The organism is Azospirillum sp. UFLA03-27, from assembly GCF_059803775.1.
This window is the reverse complement of the sequence record NZ_JAUQTX010000099.1, coordinates 1-21,952: the sequence shown is the minus strand read 5'-3', so window position 1 is coordinate 21,952 and position 21,952 is coordinate 1. Positions and strand designations below refer to the sequence as shown.

The 21,952-nt window shown below is 67.7% G+C and carries 19 protein-coding genes and 1 pseudogene; 7 read left to right on the top strand and 13 right to left on the bottom strand.

Annotated features, from left to right (window positions below):
• Positions 1-67 precede the first annotated feature (67 nt).
• From Q4I23_RS16275 to pdxH, 9 genes are all read right to left on the bottom strand, one after another.
• Positions 68-1,651: a hypothetical protein gene (locus Q4I23_RS16275; protein WP_498526884.1), complete on the bottom strand. Its 1,584-nt coding sequence runs from the start codon at positions 1,649-1,651 to the stop codon at positions 68-70.
• Between the two features lie 11 nt (positions 1,652-1,662).
• Positions 1,663-2,679, bottom strand: coding sequence for a glycosyltransferase (locus tag Q4I23_RS16270; protein WP_498526883.1), 1,017 nt, complete (start codon positions 2,677-2,679; stop codon positions 1,663-1,665).
• A 150-nt stretch (positions 2,680-2,829) separates the two neighbouring features.
• Positions 2,830-4,071 carry an SLC13 family permease gene (locus Q4I23_RS16265; protein ID WP_498526885.1) on the bottom strand — a complete coding sequence of 414 codons (1,242 nt, stop codon included), beginning with the start codon at positions 4,069-4,071 and terminating at the stop codon, positions 2,830-2,832.
• Positions 4,072-4,182: 111 nt separating this feature from the next.
• A complete protein-coding gene (locus Q4I23_RS16260; protein WP_454018598.1) occupies positions 4,183-5,007 on the bottom strand; it encodes an MBL fold metallo-hydrolase in 825 nt (274 codons plus the stop codon).
• Between the two features lie 192 nt (positions 5,008-5,199).
• Positions 5,200-5,433 carry a hypothetical protein gene (locus Q4I23_RS16255; RefSeq protein WP_454018599.1) on the bottom strand — a complete coding sequence of 78 codons (234 nt, stop codon included), beginning with the start codon at positions 5,431-5,433 and terminating at the stop codon, positions 5,200-5,202.
• A gap of 99 nt (positions 5,434-5,532) precedes the next feature.
• Positions 5,533-6,567 (bottom strand): cache domain-containing protein, encoded by a 1,035-nt coding sequence (locus Q4I23_RS16250; protein ID WP_498526882.1) that lies wholly within the window; start codon positions 6,565-6,567, stop codon positions 5,533-5,535.
• A gap of 197 nt (positions 6,568-6,764) precedes the next feature.
• Positions 6,765-8,156, bottom strand: a complete 1,392-nt coding sequence (locus Q4I23_RS16245; protein ID WP_454018601.1) for a methyl-accepting chemotaxis protein — start codon at positions 8,154-8,156, stop codon at positions 6,765-6,767.
• A 162-nt stretch (positions 8,157-8,318) separates the two neighbouring features.
• On the bottom strand, positions 8,319-9,254 hold the full coding sequence (locus Q4I23_RS16240) for a cation diffusion facilitator family transporter (RefSeq protein ID WP_498526881.1): 936 nt from the start codon (positions 9,252-9,254) through the stop codon (positions 8,319-8,321).
• A gap of 34 nt (positions 9,255-9,288) precedes the next feature.
• On the bottom strand, positions 9,289-9,900 hold the full coding sequence (gene pdxH / locus Q4I23_RS16235; RefSeq protein WP_498526880.1) for a pyridoxamine 5'-phosphate oxidase: 612 nt from the start codon (positions 9,898-9,900) through the stop codon (positions 9,289-9,291).
• A 181-nt stretch (positions 9,901-10,081) separates the two neighbouring features.
• On the opposite strand from pdxH, the gene Q4I23_RS16230 reads away from it, so the two are divergent.
• The 6 genes from Q4I23_RS16230 to Q4I23_RS16205 all read left to right on the top strand — a co-directional run bounded on the left by Q4I23_RS16230 (position 10,082) and on the right by Q4I23_RS16205 (position 16,840).
• Positions 10,082-10,537, top strand: a complete 456-nt coding sequence (locus Q4I23_RS16230) for an RT0821/Lpp0805 family surface protein (RefSeq protein WP_454018604.1) — start codon at positions 10,082-10,084, stop codon at positions 10,535-10,537.
• Between the two features lie 48 nt (positions 10,538-10,585).
• Positions 10,586-11,548: a DnaJ C-terminal domain-containing protein gene (locus Q4I23_RS16225; RefSeq protein WP_454018605.1), complete on the top strand. Its 963-nt coding sequence runs from the start codon at positions 10,586-10,588 to the stop codon at positions 11,546-11,548.
• A gap of 137 nt (positions 11,549-11,685) precedes the next feature.
• Positions 11,686-13,476, top strand: a complete 1,791-nt coding sequence (gene ftsH, locus Q4I23_RS16220) for an ATP-dependent zinc metalloprotease FtsH (RefSeq protein WP_498526879.1) — start codon at positions 11,686-11,688, stop codon at positions 13,474-13,476.
• A gap of 111 nt (positions 13,477-13,587) precedes the next feature.
• Positions 13,588-14,400, top strand: coding sequence for a substrate-binding periplasmic protein (locus Q4I23_RS16215; RefSeq protein WP_498526878.1), 813 nt, complete (start codon positions 13,588-13,590; stop codon positions 14,398-14,400).
• Entirely contained in the window at positions 14,397-15,971 is a 1,575-nt protein-coding gene (locus tag Q4I23_RS16210; RefSeq protein WP_498526877.1) for a SpoIIE family protein phosphatase, read from the top strand. The genes Q4I23_RS16215 and Q4I23_RS16210 overlap by 4 nt, the downstream gene beginning before the upstream one ends.
• A gap of 137 nt (positions 15,972-16,108) precedes the next feature.
• Complete coding sequence (locus Q4I23_RS16205; protein ID WP_454018609.1) at positions 16,109-16,840, top strand: response regulator transcription factor; 732 nt, start codon at positions 16,109-16,111, stop codon at positions 16,838-16,840.
• Between the two features lie 22 nt (positions 16,841-16,862).
• Here Q4I23_RS16205 and Q4I23_RS16200 read toward each other — a convergent pair whose 3' ends face one another.
• The 4 genes from Q4I23_RS16200 to Q4I23_RS16185 all read right to left on the bottom strand — a co-directional run bounded on the left by Q4I23_RS16200 (position 16,863) and on the right by Q4I23_RS16185 (position 20,831).
• Positions 16,863-17,912 carry a sensor histidine kinase gene (locus Q4I23_RS16200; RefSeq protein WP_498526876.1) on the bottom strand — a complete coding sequence of 350 codons (1,050 nt, stop codon included), beginning with the start codon at positions 17,910-17,912 and terminating at the stop codon, positions 16,863-16,865.
• On the bottom strand, positions 17,909-18,325 hold the full coding sequence (locus tag Q4I23_RS16195) for a DUF1987 domain-containing protein (protein WP_498526875.1): 417 nt from the start codon (positions 18,323-18,325) through the stop codon (positions 17,909-17,911). Before Q4I23_RS16195 ends, Q4I23_RS16200 begins: the two co-directional genes overlap by 4 nt.
• Before the next feature lie 9 nt (positions 18,326-18,334).
• Positions 18,335-18,898 (bottom strand): SiaB family protein kinase, encoded by a 564-nt coding sequence (locus Q4I23_RS16190; RefSeq protein WP_498526874.1) that lies wholly within the window; start codon positions 18,896-18,898, stop codon positions 18,335-18,337.
• Between the two features lie 157 nt (positions 18,899-19,055).
• A complete protein-coding gene (locus Q4I23_RS16185) occupies positions 19,056-20,831 on the bottom strand; it encodes an ATP-binding response regulator (RefSeq protein WP_454018611.1) in 1,776 nt (591 codons plus the stop codon).
• 228 nt (positions 20,832-21,059) lie between these two features.
• On the opposite strand from Q4I23_RS16185, the pseudogene Q4I23_RS16180 reads away from it, so the two are divergent.
• A pseudogene (locus tag Q4I23_RS16180) lies at positions 21,060-21,952 on the top strand (hypothetical protein); the annotation flags it as partial.

Genomic DNA, 21,952 nt, shown 5'->3' with positions numbered 1-21,952 from the left:
CGTATAATCGTCGGCAGCGTCAGATGTGTATAAGAGACAGGGGTTAGGGTGGGGGCAACCGCCCGCCTCACTTCACCTTGTAAAGCTGAAAGTACCGCCCCTCCTGCACCAGCGTCAGATGCTCCGGCACCGGGTTGGCGCGGCCCGGCTCGCTGAACAGCACATAAACGTAACCGAAGCGCCGGGGCCAGTCGGCCCAGTAATGGTTGTCGCGCAGTCCCGGCTGGCGCACCGCGTCGGCCACGTAGCCGATGCGCGGCATGTAGGTGAAATCACCGTCGAGATCCGCATAGTCCGGCTTCAGCAACAGCACCTGCTTGCCCGGATGGGTGAAGGCGATGGGCACGAGGCTGGAGCGCTCCATCAGCGCCAGCACCGGCGCGTGGTGCAGGCCGAAGGACAGGGCGCGGTCGTCGGTGAATTGGGTGGCGCGGAAGATCGACTTGTGCAGCGTCTCGTCGGCGTAGGTGGCGAGCACGGTGCTGCCCGGCTCGATCCGCTGCAGGGACTGGCGCACCTCCTCCAGCAACGGGTCCACCCTGGCCAGCCCCACCCCGGCATCGGCGCTGCGCAGCAGCGACAGCGCGACCACCACCGACAGGAAGGCCACCCGCATGGTCGAGGTCGCCAGTTCCCAGCGCACGAAGCCCAGCGCGACGAAGGCGATGCCGATGGGCAGGCGGCTGTCGGCGAACCAGGAGCCGAACAGGACCAGCGGCATCGCCGCATAGACCACCAACCCCAGCGCGATGGTGATGGCGCCGATCGGATGGACGCGCAGCGCCCCGCTCCACAAACCCCAGGCGAGGCCCAGCCCGACGGCGATCCCCGTCATATAGCCGACCGTGTCGGCGTAGCCGCCGAACAGGAAGTCGAAGCCCATCAGCTTCGCCGTGCCGACCCACAGCACCGCGTCGGCGAAGCCCGACGACGGGCTCATCAGCAGAAGCGGCGGCACGATCAGGAAGGGCAGACCGAAGGCCAGCGCGTCCGGCAGCGCCTGCCGCGGCGCGCGCCAGCCGCCGCTTTGCCACAGCCGCCATCCCTCGAAGGCCAGAAGCGTCAGGCCATAAAGCCCGAGCGCGAACAGGTGCGAGATGAACAGCAGCAACACGATGCCGAGCGAGGCCAGCCCGCGCTGCCAGGGGGCGCGCTCCCGCATCACGATCCAGCCGGCGATGCCCCACAGCGCCAGCCCCAACCCGAACAGGTAGTTGAACAGGCCCATGTAGGTGGACAGCGTGTAGAGGAACAGCCCGGCGGCCAGCGGCCCCAATTCCACGCGGCCCCAGACGGCGCGGTAGAGCGCGATGGAGCCGGTGACCAGCACCAGATAGCTGGCGGTGACGAACAGCCGGCTCGCCGTGTGCACGCCGATCAGCTTGGCCAGCGGCGGCACGACGATGTCCATCACCAGATTGGGGATGATCGCCCAGCGCACTATGTAGAACTGCGCCAGCGACGGGTCCTGGTCCAGATGGGCCAGGGCGTACATGCGGGTGACGTGGTTGACGTAGTCGCCCAGCGCCGGAATCTCGAACATCCAGACGGGGACCGAGGCCGCAACCAGGATCAGCAGGGCGGCGGGCCAGACATACACGGACTCGGCGCGCGACGCCGCCCGCCCGTCGAGGGTGAAATCCCTGAACATGCGGCCCCCCTTCAGACGCTTTTCGGGAAGGACTGGGGCGGAGCGGCGGGCGCCGCGGCCGTGGGGGACGCCTGCAGGTCCTCCGGATAGCGGTTCTGCAGACCGGCCCGGTAATGGGTCCAGAAGCCGCGCAGCCCCTTCACGTCGGCGCGCCGGTGCAGCAGGTAGTAGAGCGTGTATTTGACCATCATGCGGGCGATGGACTTGCGCTCGTAGGTGGCGTGGATGTAGCCCATGTTGCGGAAGAAATAGGGAGCGCGGTTCTCCGGCATCTCCTCCACCGTGCCGAGGAAGCCGCCGGCCAGCGGACGCTGGGTGCGGCGGTTGCGCGGGTGGACGTGCAGAGCGTGCACCGCCGTCCCGTCGCGCAGTCCGGCCCGCCGGGCGCGCAGCGTGAACTCCCACTCGTCGCCCCAGATGAACATCTCGCGCTTGATGTTGCCGATCCGCTCGAACACGCGGCGGCGCAGCAGGGTCCCGTTGAACAGCGCGATGGTGCCCGGCACGATGCCGTCCTGCGCCGCGGCGGCGAAGGCGTCGGCCTTGGTGAAGCCCTGCATGGTGAAGGCCAGATCGCCCCGGTCCTCCGCCGCGACCACGGTCGGCCCGACGAGGTCGAGGTCGTGCCGCTCGCCCTGGCGCAGCAGTTCGGCCAGCGCGCCGGGCGCCGGAATGCCGTCGTCGTCGGTGCTCCAGATCCAGCGGGCGCCCAGTTCCAGCGCCGTGGCGAAGGCGGTGTGATAAGCGCCGGCGGAACCGATGTTGGCCTGCCGGACCACCAGAAGCTCCGGCATCACCGCCCGCTGCTCGGCCAGCCATTCCGCGGTGCCGTCGCTGGAGCCGTTGTCCACCACGACGATGCGGTCGGGTCGCGGCTCCTGCCCATGGATGGCCGCCAAACAGGTCTTCAGCAGGGCCAGACGGTTGTGGGTGACCACCACCGCGACGACCGGCGTCTCCCAGGGCGTTTCCCGAGGCCGTTCCTGGGCTCCGGTGTCCAGCGTCCGGGGCGTCTGGGCTTCTGACATGCGGTTTCCGTCCTTCGTGTAAGCTTGGCGCGTCGGTGCCTTGGGGCTGTGCCTCGAAGAGGCCACCCCAAGTTTTTTGCTTTGCGAAGAGAGGGCAATGCCCCGGACGGAGAGGGGCGGCACCATTCGCATAGCCCATAAGGAGAAAAATCAGCTCAGACGCATCCAGCCGGTGCCCCACAGCCACAAAACGGCGAATCCCATCGACAAAAGGGTCATCGGAATGCCGCAACGGGCGTGCTCCAGGAAGCCGAGCCGGACGCCGGACGCCGCCGCCCGCTCCACCACGATGATGTTGGCGAGGCTGCCGGGGATCAGCAGGTTGCCGGCCAGCGTGGACAGGATCGCCAGACCGTAGAGCGCCCCCTCCGGCGGCGACGGCCAGGCGGCGAGCAGCAGGATCACCGCCGGCACGTTGCCGATGCTGTTGCTTGCCGCCAGCGCGAGCGGGGTCATCACCGCCAGCCGGTCGGGCAGCCAGCCGGCGGCCTCCAGCCCCGACACGAACTCGGCGGGGAGGCCGGTCAGCTTCAGCGCGTGGTTGATGGCGAACAGCGCGGCGAAGAGGACCAGCAGGTGCCAGTCCACCATGCCCAGCATGCCGCGCGAGGCCAGCCGCCGGCTGATCAGCATCGCCCCGGCGACCAGCAGCACGCCGATCTCGTGCGGCAGGTCGGTGGTGAACAGGCCGAGAAGCACGAGGGTGGCCACCACCGCCTTGCCGAGCTGCGCCCGGTCGAGCGTCACCGGTTCCGCCCTGCCCTCCCCGACCGCACCGTCATCCGGCTCGCCGAAGCGGCCCCGCCAGGCGAGCCACACCACGGCATACACCACCACGAGGCCGACCAGCGCCGGCACGCCGCAGACCGCCAGGAAGCGCCAGAAATCCAGATGGCCCATCTGGCCGATCAGGATGTTCTGCGGGTTGCCGATCACCGTCGCCGCCGACCCGGCGTTCGCCGCGCCGGCTAGGCCGATCAGGTAGGGACGCGGATCCAGCCGACGGGCCAGCAGTCCGACGCAGAGCATCGGCGTCATGGCGAAGACCACCACGTCGTTGGCGAGCATCGCCGACAGGCCGCCGCCCACCGCCACCGTCACTGCCAGCAGCCGGGCCGGAGAACGTGCCGCCTGTGCCACCCGCAGGGCGCACCAGTCGTAGAAGCCGCTGGCCGCGTACTGGGCGGACAGCACCATCAGCCCGAACAGGATGAACAGGGTCGGGAAGTCGATCGCTTCCGTCACCTGCCCCGATTCCAGCGCCCCGATGGCCAGCAGAAGGATGGCCGCGACCAGGGCGATGCCGGTGCGGTCGATGCGCAGGCCGGGAAAGCGCCCCAGCGCCATGCCGACATAGGTGAGGACGAACAGCGCGACGACCGTCAGCGTCATGGGCGGGACGGTCAAGGGAAAGGCGGACATGGATGAGGGGTTCGCTGCGCGGTGGGGGAAGCCCCTCTATAACGGCCCGGATGGGGTCAGGCCATAGGCGCCAAGCCAGGGTCAGGCCAGCGTGACCGTCATCCCTTCCCGTGCGGCGAAGCAGTCCGGGAACACCGCCTGGGCGGCCGCTTCGATGGCGGTCATGGTCACGTCGTCATGGTCGGGATCGTGATGGAACAGCACCAGCCGCTTGACCCCGGCGGCCTGCGCCAGCCGGACGCCCTCGGTCCAGGTGGAGTGGCCCCAGCCGATGCGGTTCTGCCACTCCTCGTCCGTGTAGGTGCTGTCGTAGAGCACGAGGTCGGCGCCGGCGATCAGGTCGAGGATGTTGCGGTCGGGATGGCCCGGCACATGCTCGGTGTCGGTCACATAAGCGAAGGATTTGCCGAGATGCTCGATGCGGTAGCCGGTGGCGCCGTCCGGATGGTTCAGCCGCGCCGTGCGGACCTGCACCCCTTCGCCCAGCGCGAACTGGTCGCCGGCCGTGATCTCGTCGAACACGATGTTGCTTCCCATGGTGCGCATCGGCACCGGGAACAGGGGACGCTCCATCTGCCGCGCCATGGCCGCTTCGATGCCCGGATTGCCTTTCAGATGGCCGGAGACGATGCGCAGGTGGAAGCCCTTGCTGTAGGCCGGGGCAAAGAAGGGAAAGCCGCAGATGTGGTCGAGATGGGTGTGGCTCATCAGCAGCGTCGCCTCGGCGGCGCCCTCCTTCAGCAGGCGCTTTCCGAGCATGCGGATGCCGGTGCCGGCGTCGATCACGATGCGCTGGTCGCCCGCCTGCACCTCCACGCAACTCGTGTTGCCGCCGAAGCCCATATGGGACGGCAGCGGGCAAGGGACCGTGCCCCGAACCCCCCAGAAGGTCACCGAAAAGCCCATACCGACCTCGAGACACCGATCTCCGGATCACCACGCCACACCAAGCCTGCGGGCGGGAACCGTTAAGACGGCATTTTAGCATGGTTTTCGGTTTACGCGGTGACGACCGTCACAGCCCGACCGGTTCCAAAGAGGGAGCCCGCCCCCTTCCGGATTGGACCGAGCCGATGACCTGGGTCAGCCGAAGGATCGTCAGCTGGTCCACAGGATGCTTTCGATGAGGCGTTCACAAGACCGGCGGTGATAGCAGCCGGTGCAGCCGGTGTCGGGGCAGTCCAGCCCGGCTTTCAGAACGGTCAGCCCATCCACCAGCCGGTCTTTGGTGGCCTGATCGATGACGTCCGCCACAAGCACGTCGCGGATCGCCTCCGCGACGAGGTCGTCTTCCTGTTCCGGTACGGTCACGATTTGCCTGAGAGCCTGCATGCGAAACACCTTTCCGTGCTTCAACTGCACCACAGGGGTGTTTCGCCAACATTTCAGGCGGGACGTTCAAAAGAATCGAATTGCTGCAATACGACACGCCTATTTGCACGAACTGACCGAACTCTGGACGATCACACCGAACCAGCCGAGCCCCTTGTAGGTTTCATAGCCGGGAGTCACGGCGAAACCCACCACGCGCCCCTGCTCGTCGGAGTAGCTGCCGTGCCCGTGGCCTCCGGTGCGCAAGGCGAAGCTCTCCGTCAGAACACCCCTGCGGTCGGACGCGGCGATCACACGGAGACGGCTGTCCACCAGAAGGCAGCGCGTCCGCGAGCGCTCCTCGTCGGTCAGGCGGACGGAGTCGACCACGCCCTGGGATTGATTCTGCCAATTGAAGAATATCCCCAGCACGCCGATGACGGGGCCGTTCTCCTCCCCGCCGGCCCGGATGGCCGTCGCATAGGTGGCGACGGTCGCACGGTCCAGCAGATCGCTGGTGCCGATGTCGGCCACCGCGAACTCGGTGCCGCTGCGGGTCGCCATGGCCTCGCGGAACCAGGGTTCGGACGCCACCGAACTGCCTACGGCGCGGCGGTAGCGGTCAGGCCGTCCGGTCGCCAGAACCACGCCCCTGGCATCGACGACGCAGAGGTCGAGATAGACCGTATAGGCGCCCAGGATGACGCCCAGCCGCTGCGCCGCGTGGCGCCGGTTGGCCTCGGACGGATCGGCGGCGCAATCCACCACGGCGCTGTCGGTGGCCCACCACCGCACATCGCAGGACCGCTCGTACAAATTGCGGTCCATGATGTCGATCATGTTGAGCGCCAGATCGGCCAGACGCCCGCCGCGCAATTGCGAGACCAGGCGATTGCCGAGCGTGTTCAACTCGTCGGTCTGCACCGCCATCTGGGCTCGCAGTTCCCCACCGATGCCGGTGATCCGCTCGGAGATGGCCTTCACCTCCTGCGCCACCACGGCGAAGCCGCGTCCGGCCTCCCCGGCGCGCATCGCCTCGATCAGGGCGTTGAGCGCCAGGATCTTGGTCGTGTTCGTAACGGCCTGGATCTCATCCATCTTGCGCGTGGCATGATCGGACACCGCGCGCGACAACGCCACGATACGCTCGGGCATGAACATCACCTCCAAGGATTATCGGTGACGACTCCCCCAAGGACGACCGAACAGCCACTCGTCGGCTCGCTCAATCATCCGCTACCCACCCGAGCGGCATTGAATCGACGCAATCATAAATCCGCAACACGGAATGCCAACCGGAATTGCGCCGTCCCCTGCGGCGCAATGTCATCCCCCCGTATGCGGATACCGGTTCAGACCTTGTAGGCCAGACGCAGCCCGCCCCAATGGCGCCCGCGCACCGTGATCGGGGCGGACACGTCCTTCATCAGGGCGTATTGACCGCCCCCCATGTCGCGCCGGTAGGTCTGAAGAAGGAACGGCTTCGTGCTGCGCCCCGCGGCCAGACCGACCCGGTCGTTGAAGATGCGGCGGTTGCGGCAGTTGGCCGCGTTCCACGTCGGGTCGGCACCCTGGGGCTGGCTGAACCGGCGGTTGTGGGTCGGCAGATAGCCGTTGGAGTCGACCGCCACGCAGAAGACGATGCGTTCGCTTTGCCCGAGCAGCGAGTCGAGCACCCTCGGCAGCACGCGGTCGCAGAACTCCGTGAAGCGGGTCATGTGCTGCTGCGGGTTGGAGCCGGGAATGGGCTGGTAATTGCTGTCGAACAGGTCGCCTTCGCGAACCTCGCCGCGCGCCATCGCATCCTCGAAATCGGCGGAGATGCGCGACGCGGCGTCGCAAACCAGCCGGATGAACGGCGTGTCCACCGTCTCCACGTCCAGCTCGGCGGTGATGCCGATCAGCCGCTCGCTCATGCCGACCAGTGTGTTCACGCGGTCGCGCGCCTGGGCCAGATTGTCGCTGGACAGCTGCACGCCGACCGCGAGGTCGTCGATCTCGTGCTGCAGCTCCTCGCAGTTGGCGCCGATCTCGGAGGAGGCCGAGTCGATCTTGTCGGTCTCGCCGTTCAGTTCCGACATGGCCCGGCCGACGGTCTCGATGACGGCGCCGATGGCGGTGGTGCCTTCGCTGACCGCGCGGGCCTTGCTGGCGCTGGACGCGCTTTCGGCCATCAGGCGCTGCGCTTGGTCGTTGAGATACTTCAGCGTGGCGTCGATCTCCGTCGTCGCCTCGCTGGTCTTCTTGGACAGGGCCTTCACCTCGTTCGCCACCACGGCGAAGCCGCGCCCGGCCTCGCCTGCGCGGGCCGCCTCGATGGTGGCGTTGAGCGCCAGCAGGTTGGTCTGCTTGGCGATGACGAAGATCTCCTTGGCAACCCGGCCCACGCGGTCGAGCGCTTCCTGAAGGCCGGCGATCTGGCCCTCGATTCCCCCCACCGCGGCGACGAGGGCATGGATGTCGTCCATGGAGCGCTGCACCCGGTCGTGGGAGGATTCGACCTCCTGCCGGGCCTGCTCGGTCACGGAACGCGCCACGGTCGCGGCGGCGGAGATGCGCTGCGTGCTCTCCGACATCTTGTTCCCGGTGCCGCGCAACTGCGCGAAAACGTTGGCCTGATGGCCGAGGCGGCCGTTGACCTCCTCCACATGGCCCGCGATGTCCGCGATCTCGATGCCGAGATTGCCCGCTTCGGTGGCAATGTCCGCGATCAGATGAGAGCGGCCGCCGAACGCACTGTCCATTTTCCCGCCATCCGTTTCACAAGAATGCGCAGAGCGCTAAAATCCAATGCAATTATTACCGAACCCTTACAATTGCGCAACGGAGGAAGGGTCATTCTAAAAGGCAATATGCTCAATTATTGCGCGCCGGTAACCCGATCGCAACCGAAGGCGGAGAAAGCGTCAATCCGCATCGTCCTCGACGACGCGTCCGTCGGCGATGCGATGGTCCAGCCGCTCGTCCTGCAATCCGGCAGGTTCCTGGTGAATCAGGACCTCGGCACCAGGGAAGGCTTCCTTCAGGCGGTGCTCCACCCGGTCGGTGATGTCGTGTGCCCTGGCGACCGACAGCGACGGGTCGAGTTCCAGATGAAGTTCGATGAAGGCGCCGACGCCGGAGCTGCGGGTGCGCAGGTCGTGCATCCCCGCGACATCCGGTTGCACCATCACCAGCGCCGCGATGCGCTCCCGCTCCTCCGCCGGCAGTTCCCGATCCATCAGGACGTTCAGCGCCTCCCTGGCGACCTTGCGGGCGCCGAAGAGCAGATAGGCGGCGATGCCCAGACCGAACAGCGGATCGAAGGCGCTGATGCCCGTCCATCCCGTCAGCAGGATCGCCAGGATGACCGCCGCGTTCATCAGCAGGTCACCGGAATAATGCAGCCGGTCCGCCCCCACCGCGACCGAGCCGGTGGCCGTCACCACATGGCGCTGGAAGGTGATCAGGCCGGCAGTCAGCAGGATCGACAGCAGCATCACGGCAATGCCCACCGCCCCCTCGCCCACCGGCTGCGGGGTGATGAAACGGCGCACCGCCTCGATGGTCAGGAACAGGGCGGAGCCGCCGATGAAGGCGGCCTGGGCCAGCGCGGCCAGCGCCTCCGCCTTGCCGTGGCCGAAGCGGTGCGCCTCGTCCGGCGGGCGCAGCGCCGTCCGCACCCCCAGCAACGTCACCACCGACGCCAGCATGTCCGTGCTGGAATCGATCAGCGACGACAGGATGCTGACCGAGTCGGTGGCCAGATAGGCCGCCAGCTTCGCCAGGATCAGCGTGAGCGACACCGACACGCTGGCGTAGGTGGCGTACCGGCGCAGCCGGTGCGAACGCGCTTCGCTCATGAGCGTCTTCTTATGTGATGACGGCATCGGTCCTTTACGGGAAAAGACGGTCCGTCGTCCAGCGCGCCGGCTCCTGCGCCGCCGGGTCGCCCTCGCGCAGGTACAACGTCCGCTCGTGCAGGCGGAAGGGGCGGTCTTGCCAGAACTCGATTCGCCGCGGCAGGATGCGGAATCCGGTCCAGTGCGGCGGGCGGGGAACGGCGCCCAGGCCGAACTTGGCGGCGAACTGGGCGACCCGCTTCTCCAACTCGAAGCGGCCCTCCAGGGGGCGCGACTGCTGCGACGCCCAGGCGCCGATGCGGCTTTCCCGCGGACGGCTTTCGAAATAAGCGTCGGCTTCCGCGTCGGACACCTGTTCCACCGCGCCCTCGACGCGGACCTGCCGCTTCAGAGTCTTCCAATGGAAGCACAGAGCGGCGTTGGCGTTGGCCAGAAGCTGCTCGCCCTTGCGGCTCTCGGTGTTGGTGTAGAAGACGAATCCGCGCGGATCGACGCCCTTCAGGAGCACCATGCGCACCGACGGTGCCCCCTGCGCGTCCGCGGTGGCCAGCGCCATGGCGTTGGGATCGTTGATTTCGCTGCGGGTGGCCTCGGCCATCCAGTCCTGGAACAGGGCATACGGGTCCCGGTCGTTGGATTCGCTCATTGTCCCCTCGTCGCGCGGCCGTAGGCCCATGGTTTCAACGTTGGGTTTCGGCGCCGGTCGCGGCGTCTTCCCAGTTCACAAATATGCCCAATTCACAGACAGGACAGCCTCGCATATATGAGTGTCCACCGGTGCGCCAGAAGCAAGGCATGCCGGCTCCCAACCTTTCGAGGCAGCATCGATGTTCGTGAAGAAGCTCGTCCCGGCGGCGATGGCGATCGCCCTGCTTGCGGGTTGCGTCAGCACCTCCAAGGAAGCCACCAAGAACGCGGAGACCGTCGGCGGCCGGATCTCGTCGACCTATGGCAACGCGTCGGGCAAGGTCGCCTCTTCGGGCACCGGCCCGCTGCTCGGCGCCTTCATCGGCGGCGCCGCGATCGAGCCGTCGGACGCGGCCGCGGCCGAGACCGCGGCCAAGCGCGCCTACTCCGCCCCGGTCGGCGACAAGATCGGCTGGACCAACCCGGCGACGGGCCATTACGGCTCGCTGACCACGACGCGTGAGGGCTACAACAACGCCGGTCAGTATTGCCGTGAGTTCCACCAAACGGTAACCACAAAGAGCCAGACCGAATTGGCCTACGGAACCGCTTGCAAACAGGCCGACGGTACGTGGAAGATCGTCGCCAATTCGTAATGCCTTATCCCCGGGCTTCGGGGTGGAATAACTCTGTCCGTGGAAAGCATGCGTGACCCTTATCAAATCCTCGGCCTCCCCCGCTCCGCGAGCGCCGACGACATCAAGAAGGCGTACCGCAAGCTCGCCAAGGAGTTCCATCCCGACCTGAAGCCCGGCAACGCCGCGAACGAGGAGCGCTTCAAGGAAATCTCGGCGGCCTACACGCTGCTGTCCGATTCCGACAAGCGCGCCCGCTTCGACCGCGGCGAGATCGACCCCTCCGGCCAGGAGCGGCATCACGGCTTCGGCGGCCGCTCCCGCGCCAACGCCGGGCGCAGCCGCGCCTACAGCGGGGCCGGTGGTGGCGCGGGCGACGATTCCTTCTTCGGCGGCGAGGACTGGTTCTCCGACCTGTTCGGCGGCGGGCGCAGGCGCGGCGGGCCCGGTGGCGGCGCCGCGGGTGGGGCTGCCGGCGGCGGCTCGCGGTCGCGCGGCAGCGACATCAACTATTCGGTCTCCGTGCCCTTCATCGAAGCGGCGCAGGGCACCAAGCGGCGCATCAGCCTGTCCAACGGCAAGAGCATCGACGTCGCCGTTCCGCCGGGGACGGAGGATCAGGCGAAGCTGCGGCTGAAGGGCCAGGGACTTCCCGGCGCCGGCGGCTTCGGAGCCGGCGACGCCATCGTCGAGGTCCATGTCGAGGCCCACCCCTTCTTCACCCGCCAGGGCTCCGACATCCATGTCGAGGTGCCGATCACGCTGAACGAGGCGGTTCTCGGTGCCACCATCCGCGTGCCCACCGTCAGCGGCCCGGTCGCGCTGAAGATCCAGCCGGGGGCCAACACCGGTTCCACTCTGCGGCTTCGCGGCAAGGGCGTGATGAACCAAGCGACCAAGCAGGCCGGCGACCAGTATGTGAAGCTGAAGGTCGTCCTTCCCGACCCGCCCGACGCGGAGCTGGTGAAGTTCATGGAGGAATGGTCCCGGACGCGCAGCTACGACGTGCGCAAGAAGGCCGGCCTGGAGTGACTCCGGGCCGTTAACCCTCTCCTTACTTTTGGGTCAAAGAAAAGTCCTGGACCGAATGCGGTTGATGCGGGGCGGTGGCGCCTTCATCAATGATGGTGATGTGCCGGAAACGGTTTTCACCGCCTTCGTAGGACGCCATGCCGCCGATCCCGAAAAAGTACCTGACCGCCGCTGCCGTTGTTGCTGCGCTTCTGCTTGGCTGGTTCGCCTTCGCGGCCTGGACCGACTATGCGCGTGACGGCGCCGAGGAGGTCGCGACCTACAGCGACTTGGTGGCGGCGGCCGAACGGGGGGACATCGTATCGGTCACCTTCCGCGGCGACGGGGCGCACGCCGTCACGCCGGACGGCCAGCGGCTGCGCGCCGTCGTTCCGGTCACCGACGACCTGCTGAAGGAGCTGCGCGGCCGGAAGATCGCCATCGCCTTCGAGGAGGAGGCCGGCGGGCTGGTCTCCGGTACCGTCTCCGTCCTGGAGAAGCTGGCCCCCTTCCTGGTGATCGGCCTGCTGGTCGGCGCGTTGTTGCTCAGCGGCGGGCAGTTCCTCGGCGGCAGCCGCGCCACCCGCGTCCGCCCGCGCGACACCGGCACCGTCTTCGCCGACGTCGCCGGGGTGGACGAAGCGAAGGACGAGCTTCGCGAGACCGTTGAGTTCCTGCGCGACCCGCGCCGCTTCGCGATGGCCGGCGCCCGCGTGCCCAAGGGCATCCTGCTGGTCGGCCCGCCGGGCACCGGCAAGACGATGCTGGCGAAGGCCGCGGCCGGCGAGGCCGGGGTGCCCTTCTTCACCGTCTCCGGTTCCGACTTCGTGGAGATGTTCGTCGGGCTGGGCGCCGCACGGGTGCGCAACGTCTTCAAGACGGCGCGTGCCGCCGCCCCCTGCCTGCTGTTCATCGACGAGGTCGACGCCCTGGCCGGCAAGCGCGGCGAATCCAACTCCCATTCGGAGCGGGAGCAGACCCTGAACCAGCTCCTGGTCGAGATGGACGGGATCGTGAACGGCGGCGCGGGCGGCGGCGAGGTGGTGGTGATCGCCGCGACCAACCGCGCGGAGATGCTGGACCCCGCCGTGACCCGGCCGGGCCGCTTCGACCGCCACATCCATGTCGCGCTGCCCGACGTGGCCGGGCGCGAGGCCATCCTGGGCGTCCACACCGGCCGGCTGCACCTCGCCCCCGACGTCTGCGTCCGCACGGTGGCGCGGGGCACCCCCGGCTTCTCCGGCGCGGAGCTGGCCAACCTGACCAACGAGGCCGCCCTGTCCGCCGCGCGCAACGGGCGCGTCATCGTCGGCATGGCCGATTTCGAGGCGGCGAAGGACCGTGTCCTGATGGGCAACGAGCGGCGCAGCCTCGCCCTCTCCAGCCACGAGCGACGCCTGACCGCCTATCACGAGGCCGGTCACGCGCTGGTCTCCATCCGCTGCCCGGAGGCCGACCCCATCCACAAGGCCACGATCATCCCGCGCGGCCGCGCCCTGGGCATGGTGGTGCGGTTGCCGGAGGGTGACCGCGTGTCGGTGTCGCGCGCCAAGCTGCTGGCCGACATCGCCGTCGCCATGGCCGGGCGGGCGGCGGAGGATCTGGTCTTCGGCCCGGACGCCGTCACCACCGGGGCGGAGGCCGATTTCCGCGCCGCCACCGACCTCGCCCGCCGCATGGTCACCGCCTGGGGCATGAGCGACGCCATCGGATATGTCGCCCACGCCGGCAACGACCCCGCCGTCGTGCGCTCGGAACGCACCGCCTGGCGCATCGACGAGGAGGTGCGCCGCATCACCGACGAGGGAATGGAGCGCGCCCGGCGCATCCTGGCCGCCGACCGCGCCGCGCTGGAGCGGATCACCGCCGCCCTGCTGGAGCGCGAGACGCTGAGCGGCGAGGAGATCGGCGCGCTGGCCGAGGAAGAACGGGAAACGGCAGCGGCGTGACGGCGAAATTTCTCGTTCACATTCAACGACAAACATTGCTGCATACGCGCATACATTGGTAAAATGCCGTGGATTTTTCGCACGGCTTTGCGAACAGCATCGGGGCTGAGGATGGCAAAAGCGGTTGCCCGCCGGACGATACTGGCCTTGGCGCTCGCCGGACTGACGGCGGGCGGCCTGCCGTCGTCCGGCCTTGCCGCGACGGCCGAATCCGCACCCGCCGAGTCCGCAACCGCTCCGGTGACCGTCAAGGTCGGTGGCTACGAGTTCCCCCCCTACGTCACCGAGTCCGGCGGCGGCGTCACGCAGGCCCTGCTCGACCTGCTGAACGCGGAGCAGAGCGACTTCCGATTCGAATTGGTCCGCACCTCCCCCCAGCGGCGCTACGAGGACATGGAGCGGGGCCGCTTCGACATGATCGCCTTCGAAAGCCTCGCCTGGGGCTGGAAGGGGCGCCCCGTGGAGGCCTCGCGGGTGTTCCTGCGCGACGCGGAGGTGTTCGTCGCCAAGGCCGGTCCCGGCATGGACCAGAGCTATTTCGACCGGCTCGACGACAAGACGATCCTCGGGCGGCTCGGCTATCATTACGCCTTCGCCGGCATGACCGCCGACCCGCAGATCCTGGAGAAGCGCTTCAACACCCGGCTGACCGTCACGCATGAGGGCAATGTGCGCAGCGTCGCCGCCGGGCGCGCCGCGCTGGCCATCGTCACCCGCTCCTTCCTGGCGCAATTCCTGAAAGCCAATCCCGACATGGCGCCGCAACTGCTGGTGTCCGACCACACCGACCAGATCTACGAGCACACCATCCTGGTCCGGCGCGACGGTCCCATCGGCGCATCCTGGGTCAACGGCACGCTCGACCGGCTGGAGCGCAGCGGCGCCCTTCCGGCGCTGTGGGCCCGGCAGGGAATCGCCCCGTGACCGAACTGCGCTCCCTCGCCGTTGGACGGCGCGACCGTTCGCTGCTGACCCGCATCGGCAGCGTCATCCTGGTCACCGCCGCCGCCGTTGGGATGGTCGCCGTGGCCGTGTCGGCCAACATCGTGGAACACCAGCAGGTCTCGGCTCTGACCAAGCGGGCGCAGCTGGTCGCTGCCATGCAGACCGACGCGCTGGCCAACCCGATCTGGGAGATCGACGACCGCGCAGTCCGCAACATCATCGATTCGCTACGCGAGCGCGACCCGGCCATCCTCGCCGTCTCCGTCTTCGAGCCGGGGCGCAGCGAGCCGATGGCGGTGTCCGGCGACCCCAGGACCTCCGCCGACTCCACCACTGTCGAGAAGATCATCGATCTGCGGGGACGCGACGGGGTGACCCGGCAGGTGGGAACGCTGCGCCTGCTCTATTCGACGGAGGAGGTCCACCGCAACACGCTGGAGGCGCTGCTGCCGGTGGTCGGGCTGCTTCTGCTGTCCCTGGTCACCGCCATCGCCATCATCAGCGTCATGCTGAACCGCGTCGTGCTCCGTCCGCTGCGGCGGCTGACCCAGGCGACCCAGGCGGTTTCCCGCGGCGACTACGGCGCCCGCCTCGCCACCGAGCGGGAGGATGAGATCGGCGTCCTGACCAAGACCTTCAACCGCATGGCCGAGACGGTCCAGGACTACACCCAGACGCTGGAGTTCCGTGTCCAGGAGCGGACGGAGGCGCTGGCCGACATCAACCGCCGCATCATGGACAGCATCAACTACGCCCAGTTGATCCAGTCCTCCATCCTGCCGAAGCCGGAAGTCCTGGACAGCGGGCTGGCCCAGCATTTCGTCCTGTGGCGTCCGCGCGACGTGGTCAGCGGCGACTTCTATTACTACCGCGAGGTCGAGGGCGGCTTCCTGATCGGTGTGGCCGACTGCACGGGCCACGGGGTCCCCGGCGCCTTCATGACTATGACGGCCAGCGCCGTGCTGAACAACGTGGTGGACGGCATGGGCGCCGCCGACCCCGCCGCGCTGCTCGCCACGGTGGACGACAAGGTGCGGGCGGCCCTGCACCAGGACGGTGACGCGGCAAGCTGGGAAGGCGGATTCGACAACGGGCTGGATCTGGCGCTGTGCTACGTCCAGCCGGCGCAGCGGCGGCTCGTCTATGCCGGCGCCCGCCTGCCCCTGGCCGTCGCCGGCCCGGACGGATTGAGCGAGGTCCGCGCCGATCGCCGCAGCCTGGGATACCGCGCGTCCGGCCCCACCCCGGCCTTCACGAACCATAGCCTGGAACTGCAGCCGGACCAGACCTTCTACATCTGCACCGACGGGCTGACCGACCAATGTGGCGGAGAGCGGGGGCGGAGCTTCGGCAAGCGCCGCCTGCACGGTGTGGTCGAAGAGTGCCGCGCCCTGCCGCTCGACCGGCAGAAGGAGCGCATCGAAGCCAGCCTGTCCGGCTTCCAGGGCGACCGCCCGCAACGCGACGACATCACCATGATCGGCTTCCGGGTCCGGCTGGCCGGCGATCCCGCGGCCCCGGCGCGGAACACCCTGTGGGAAATCGCGTAACTACCCTTCGAAAGATTGCGTAATAGTGCAGCAGGGGGCCGTCGCGGGCCGAAGTCACTCGACCTACCATTCGACTTCATATAGTTTCCGCGCCGGCCCTATGAACAATAAGCACCGGTAACGGGGGAGCAGAGGGGATGGCGGCCGTTACGATCGTTGTCGTCGAGGACGAGGCGTCTCTGCGACGTGACATGATCGAGTACCTGCGCAGTTGCGGCTTCGACGCGATCGGAGCGAAGAATGGACGCGAACTGGACGAGCAGATCGCGTCACGCCCGGTATCCTTGGTTGTTCTGGACGTCAATCTTCCGGGGGAGGACGGGTTCAAGATCGCCACACGGCTGCGCGAGAATCCCGCCATCGGAATCATCATGGTGACCGCCCGCGGCTCCACCGTGGACCGGGTGGTCGGGCTGGAATTGGGGGCCGACGCCTATCTTGTGAAGCCCGTCGAGATGCGCGAGTTGGAAGCCCAGGCAAAGGCCCTGCTCCGCCGTCTGGAGACGAGCAACGCCGGCGCCACTCCGCCGGCCTCGCAACCCTCCGGCCATCCCGCGATGGACGAGGGCAGCTGGATTCTGGACGCCACGGCCTGGGCGCTGACCAGCCCGGCGGGCGTGCGCGTCAGCCTGACCAGCATGGAGATGAAGCTGGTCTCCCTGCTGGCCGGACAGGCCCGTCAGCCGGCGACCCGCGACCAGATCTCCGTCGCGCTCTACAACCGCCGCTGGAACCCGGACGACCGTTCCATCGACACGGTGGTCGGGCGCCTGCGCCACAAGGTGGAGAACGCGATCGGCGAAACAGCTCCGGTCAAGTCGGTCCACGGCGTGGGCTACGTGTTCTCCGCCCCGGTCCGGGTGATCTGAACGGCGGGGATTCCGACGCCGTTCAGGCGGATGCGTCGTCCGCAGGCGTGTCCTTCGGGAAGGTCAGGACGAAGCGTGTTCCCCGCCCCGGCGCGCTGTCCACGGAGATCGTCCCCTTCAGCGCCCCGACCGCCAAGTTGTGCACGATGTGCAGGCCAAGCCCGCTGCCCCCTTCGCCGCGTCGGGTGGTGAAGAACGGATCGAAGATCCGCGGCAGATGGTCCGGCGGAATGCCCCGGCCGTCGTCGGTGTAGACCAGCCGCACGGTGCCGGGCTCCGGCTCGTCCACGGTGATCGACAGGCCTCCGCCCTGCCCGTCCGCGCCCTGCGCGTCGACGAAGGCATGGGTGACGGAGTTCATCACGAAATTGGTCAGGATCTGCGACAGGGCGCCCGGATAGGTGTCCACCACCAGCCCGTCGGGGCAGGACACGGCGATGGTGTGCTTGCCTTGACGGAGCTTCGGCTCCAGGCTGACCAGCGTTTCCTGGATGTAGCGGTTGAGGTGCACGACGCGCCGTTCGGCGCTGGCACGGTCCACCGCCACCTGCTTGAAGCTGGCGATCAGCTTGGCCGCCCGCTCGCAATTGGTGAGGATCAGCGACGTCGTGTCCGTGGCGGTGGCGACGTAGCGGGTAAAATCCGCCTTGCTCAGCTCGCCCGTCTGGGCACGCCCGCGCAACCGCGACGTGGCGTCGGACAGATGCGACGCGCAGGACACGGCAATGCCGACCGGCGTGTTGATCTCGTGGGCCACCCCAGCCACCAAGGCGCCGAGGGACGCCAGCTTCTCCGCGCGGACCATCGCCTCCTGCGCCTCGCGCAGGTCGGCCAGAGCGGTTTCCGCCTCCTGCCGGCGGCGCTCCAGCTCCTGGTTGGCAGAGCCGAGCTGCGCCTGCAGCCGGTCGCTGACCCGCACCAGCCGGCGCTGTTCGCGCGTGCTGCGCTGGAACGCCTCCACCAGCGCCTCGAAATCAGCGCGCAGTTCGGGCGCGGCAGCGCCCAGCCTCTCCCCCAGAAGGCGGGCCTGCTCGATGGCCTGCTCCTCGGCGGCGAAGAGGTTGAAGGTCATGACGCCTCGTCTGCGGGAATCTGTTTCAGAGTGAAGGCGACGTGATGCAAATCCTCGGAGAAATCCTCGCCCAACTCCTGCATGGAGTCGTCGTTCTCCTCGTAACACCAGGTGACGGAAATGCTGCGCCCTTCACTGGCCGCCGTCTCCAGCATCTGAAAGATGTTCATCAGCGCCTTCGCGCTGGAGCTGTTGAAGTACAGCAGCTCCATGTCGAACCGGATGGGATGGCCGCCCGCTTCGGCCAGGAAGGCGCGGAGCGCTGCGAAGATCGGCCCGAAGAAGGTCGCCACGTCGTCGGGATAGGACTCGCCGCTGAGGCGGAGAACGCCTTGGGCAAAGTCGAAATCGACCTCGGGCGTCCGGCCCGTCGCGGGTAATTTCAGGGATTCCATGGTCGTCCGGATGTCCACAAGCCGCTTTCAGATCCGAGCCTTAAGGCAGAAGAAGCTCTTGCCCTCGTCCATTTCGAGGAAGTCGTACTCGATGGGTTCGCTGGCGCGGCGCGCGATCTCGATCAGCCCGATGTTGGCGCCCCGCGCGCCCTCTTCCGGGGTTTCGCGCAGCTGCTCCCGGTAATAGGTCTTGATCGCGTCCTTGTCCAAGCCCTTGAGATACTCCAGCCGCTCGCGCAGGCGCGGCACGTCGGCGTTGTACACGGTGTTGCCGCAGACGATGAAGACCTTCCCGCCTTCCATGCCGATGGTGACCATGCCGGCGCTCAGCTCGACCGGCTTCTCGCGGGCGCCGGTCACCTTTTCGGCCGAGTAGCGGATGATGTTCTGCATCTGCTCGACGAAGACGGCGAAGACCCGGCGGACCGTCGGGCCGTCGGTGTCCTCCAACGTCATCTTTTCCCGCAACGCCTCTCCCAGGGAATAGAGTATCCCCTCGGACAGATAGCCACTGAACGAGAAGATGATGCCCTTCTCGTCAAGGTCCCGTTTGATCCCGGCATATTGCTGAGCGAGCATGGTGGAGTCCACGGTTCTTCCGTTGGAGTGCGACGAGGCCGCCTGTTGCGTCTGAACGTCCCGGACCGCATCCGGAGATCGCGTCGGCCTTGTTATGAACACGTTACATTTCCGCCCGCTGCGCTGGAAGGAATATCGCGGCGCACATCGGCAGCCCGGCGTTGCGGATTCAGCCCTTCACGGGAAGGCGGACGCGGAAGACGCTGCCCTGCCCGACCGTGCTTTCCGCGGTGATCGATCCGCCGTGCAGCAGGATGATCTGCCGCACCGTGTGCAGACCGATTCCCGTTCCCGGCACCCCGGCGGAACCGGCCCCCCGGTAATGCCGCTCGAACAGCAGGGGCAGCTCGTTCTGTGGAATGCCGCGCCCCTGGTCGGCCACCTCCACCACCGCCACGCTTCCCTCGGCCCACCCGCTCGCCGTGACGCGGCAGTCGCCATCCGAATATTTGAAGGCGTTGTTCAGCAGGTTGTTGAAGAGCATTCCCAGCAGATGCCCGTCGGCCATCACCATGGGCGGCAGACGGTCAAGATCGAGGCGGAAGTCGCACCCGGGATAGGCGGTGCGGAAGGGTTCGGTCACCGAACGCAGCAGCGCCGGCAGATCGACCTCCGCCCGCTGCACCTTCAGCGTCCCGGCCTGGAGCCGCTCGTCGGTCAGATGCGTGTCGATCAGTCCGGTCAGGCGCTGCACGCTGCTGCGGATGACGCGCAGCCGCTCCAACGATTCCGGGGTTTCCCGCTCCGCCCGCAGGGTCAGCATCTGGGCCGCGCTGTCGATGATGGCCAGCGGGGTGCGGAATTCGTGGCTGACCATGGTGACGAACTGGCGCTGCTGCTCGCGGGCGACCAGTTCCGCCTCCAGCGCACGCTCCACCCGCTCCTTGGCGGCGACCAGTGCGGCCTGGTTGGCGGCCAGCTCGGCCGTCCGCTCACTAACACGCCGCTCCAGCGACTGGTTCAGCGCGACCAGATCCTCATACAGGCACACATTGTCGAAGCCGATGATGACGCGGGCGCAGAACAGCTGCAGCAGCCGGTGGTCGTCCTCGCGATAGGGCTCGCTCCGCTCCAGGGCGAAGACCGTCGTCCCATGCTCCCGCGTGCGGAAGGCCAGGATGCAGCGGGCCGATCCGAAACTGCTCTGCTGCGTCTCGAAGGCGGCGACCACCTGGGCGGTCAGGTCGGGCTCCAGCGCGTCGGAAGCGGGCCGCCCGATAAACCGCGCGAAGCGGCTGGAGCCGGCGATCACGGTGGCTCGCGTCTTGCCGTCGCCGCGATCCACCATGCGGCAGGCCAGAACGGCGCCGCCGCTGTTGTCCACCACCTTGCTGAGCTGGTCCACCAGTTCCTCGACCAGCGTGCGCATGGACCGGGTTTCGAACAGCGGGGCCGAGGCGGCGAGGATGCGCTCCAGACCCTGGCGATGCCGCTCGATGGTCACGATGTCGCGCCACGCCCGCAGCCCGCTGACCAGCGTGGTGAACAGGCGCTGGGCGGTGAGTTCGCTCTTGGCCTTGTAATCGTTGATGTCGTAGGCGACGACCACGTCCCGCTCCGGCGCCTGCCCCGGCTGGCCGGTGCGCAGGATGATGCGCATGCGGTGGTTGTTGAGATCCTCGCGGATGAAGCGGACCAGACGCAGGCCGGCGTCGTCGGTTTCCATCACCACATCGAGAAGCGCCACCGGGATGTCCGGGCGCGTCAGAAGCAGCGACCGCGCGGCCGCGGCGGACAGGGCGCTGACCACCTCGAACGGACGGCCTTCGAATTCGAAGTCGCGCAGCAGAACCTCGGTCATGGTGTGGACCTGAGGATCGTCGTCGACCACCAGCACGGGCCAGGGGTCTGCCGGTCGGGCGTTGGCCGCGGAGTCGTCGGCGAACCCGTCGTCGGGGCCGAACAGCGGCTCGTCGTCCAGACCTTCGTCCATATCCTGGCCCATGGCCTCCTCCACGCACGACCTACCCGGATGGTTCCGCATCACCGACCGGAAAGGCACCAAAGCGGTACGAGACCTAAGCCCGCCCGTCCAGAGCCGTATCAAATTGTCACAAAACGTGATGTTTTAGAGCCATCTAGCGCGAATTGGCGCCGATTCTGCCCTTTGATGAATACCCAAGTATTACCTTTATCTTTTATACTCTCCGAGAACGAGGGAGTTGGCCCACGTATGGACATGGAACTCAACCGCGATCTCAAGGGTGGCGATCTCAAGGGCGCCAGTGTCGAGGGCGACAACCTTGAAGGCGCCAGCCTCAAAGGCGGCGGCCTCGATGCTGGGAGTTTGTACGGCATGGACCTGAACGGTGCGAACCCGGACAGCGCATCCGCCGGCCGGTACGCGGCGTTCCGCCGGTTCCTGTCGCGCTTCGATCACCGAACCGGTTCGTTGCGGGCCGCGGAGCGGCCGGGCAGCCCGCCCATGCGCGCCATGCTGCTCAGCCTGCTGTCCAGCCGCCGCCGCGCCCACACGCGCCGCCTGTGGGCGCGTTGGCTGGAACCGGTGATGCTGCGCGATCCGCTCCTGCTCTGCATTCCGGATCCGTTGCCCGGCTGCATTCGCGTCATCGACACCGCCGGCTGGTGGCCCGCGCTGTCGCGGCGCATGGACGACCTGCCGGTCACCGTGCAGACCCGCCTGGAGAACCGGCTGGCCGATGGCGCCCTGGACCGCGTCCTCGCCTCGCCGGAGATGGTGGACTGGGCCGAAACCTTGCGTGAGCGGTCGCTGACCGTCCTCGACGCGATGCGCACCAGCCCCGGGGCTCTCGCCCTGTTTCTGGAGGAGGCCAACACGCATCGCATGCGCGCCGCCAGCACCCTGGCGATTCCCGGTGGAGTCACCGCTCTGCGCCCCTTGGACGGCACGGACGTGGACACGCTGGCCGCCGCGCTGCGCCTGTCCGACGGATGGCGGACGCTGGGTGGGCGGGCACCGGACATGGAGATCGACGAGTTGCTGGCCTGCGTGCGCGGCGCGATGGCCGACGGCAGCGTCCCGCCGGAGGCGATGGCCTTCTTCGCGGTGGCCGGTCTCTGTCTCTTATACACATCTCCGAGCCC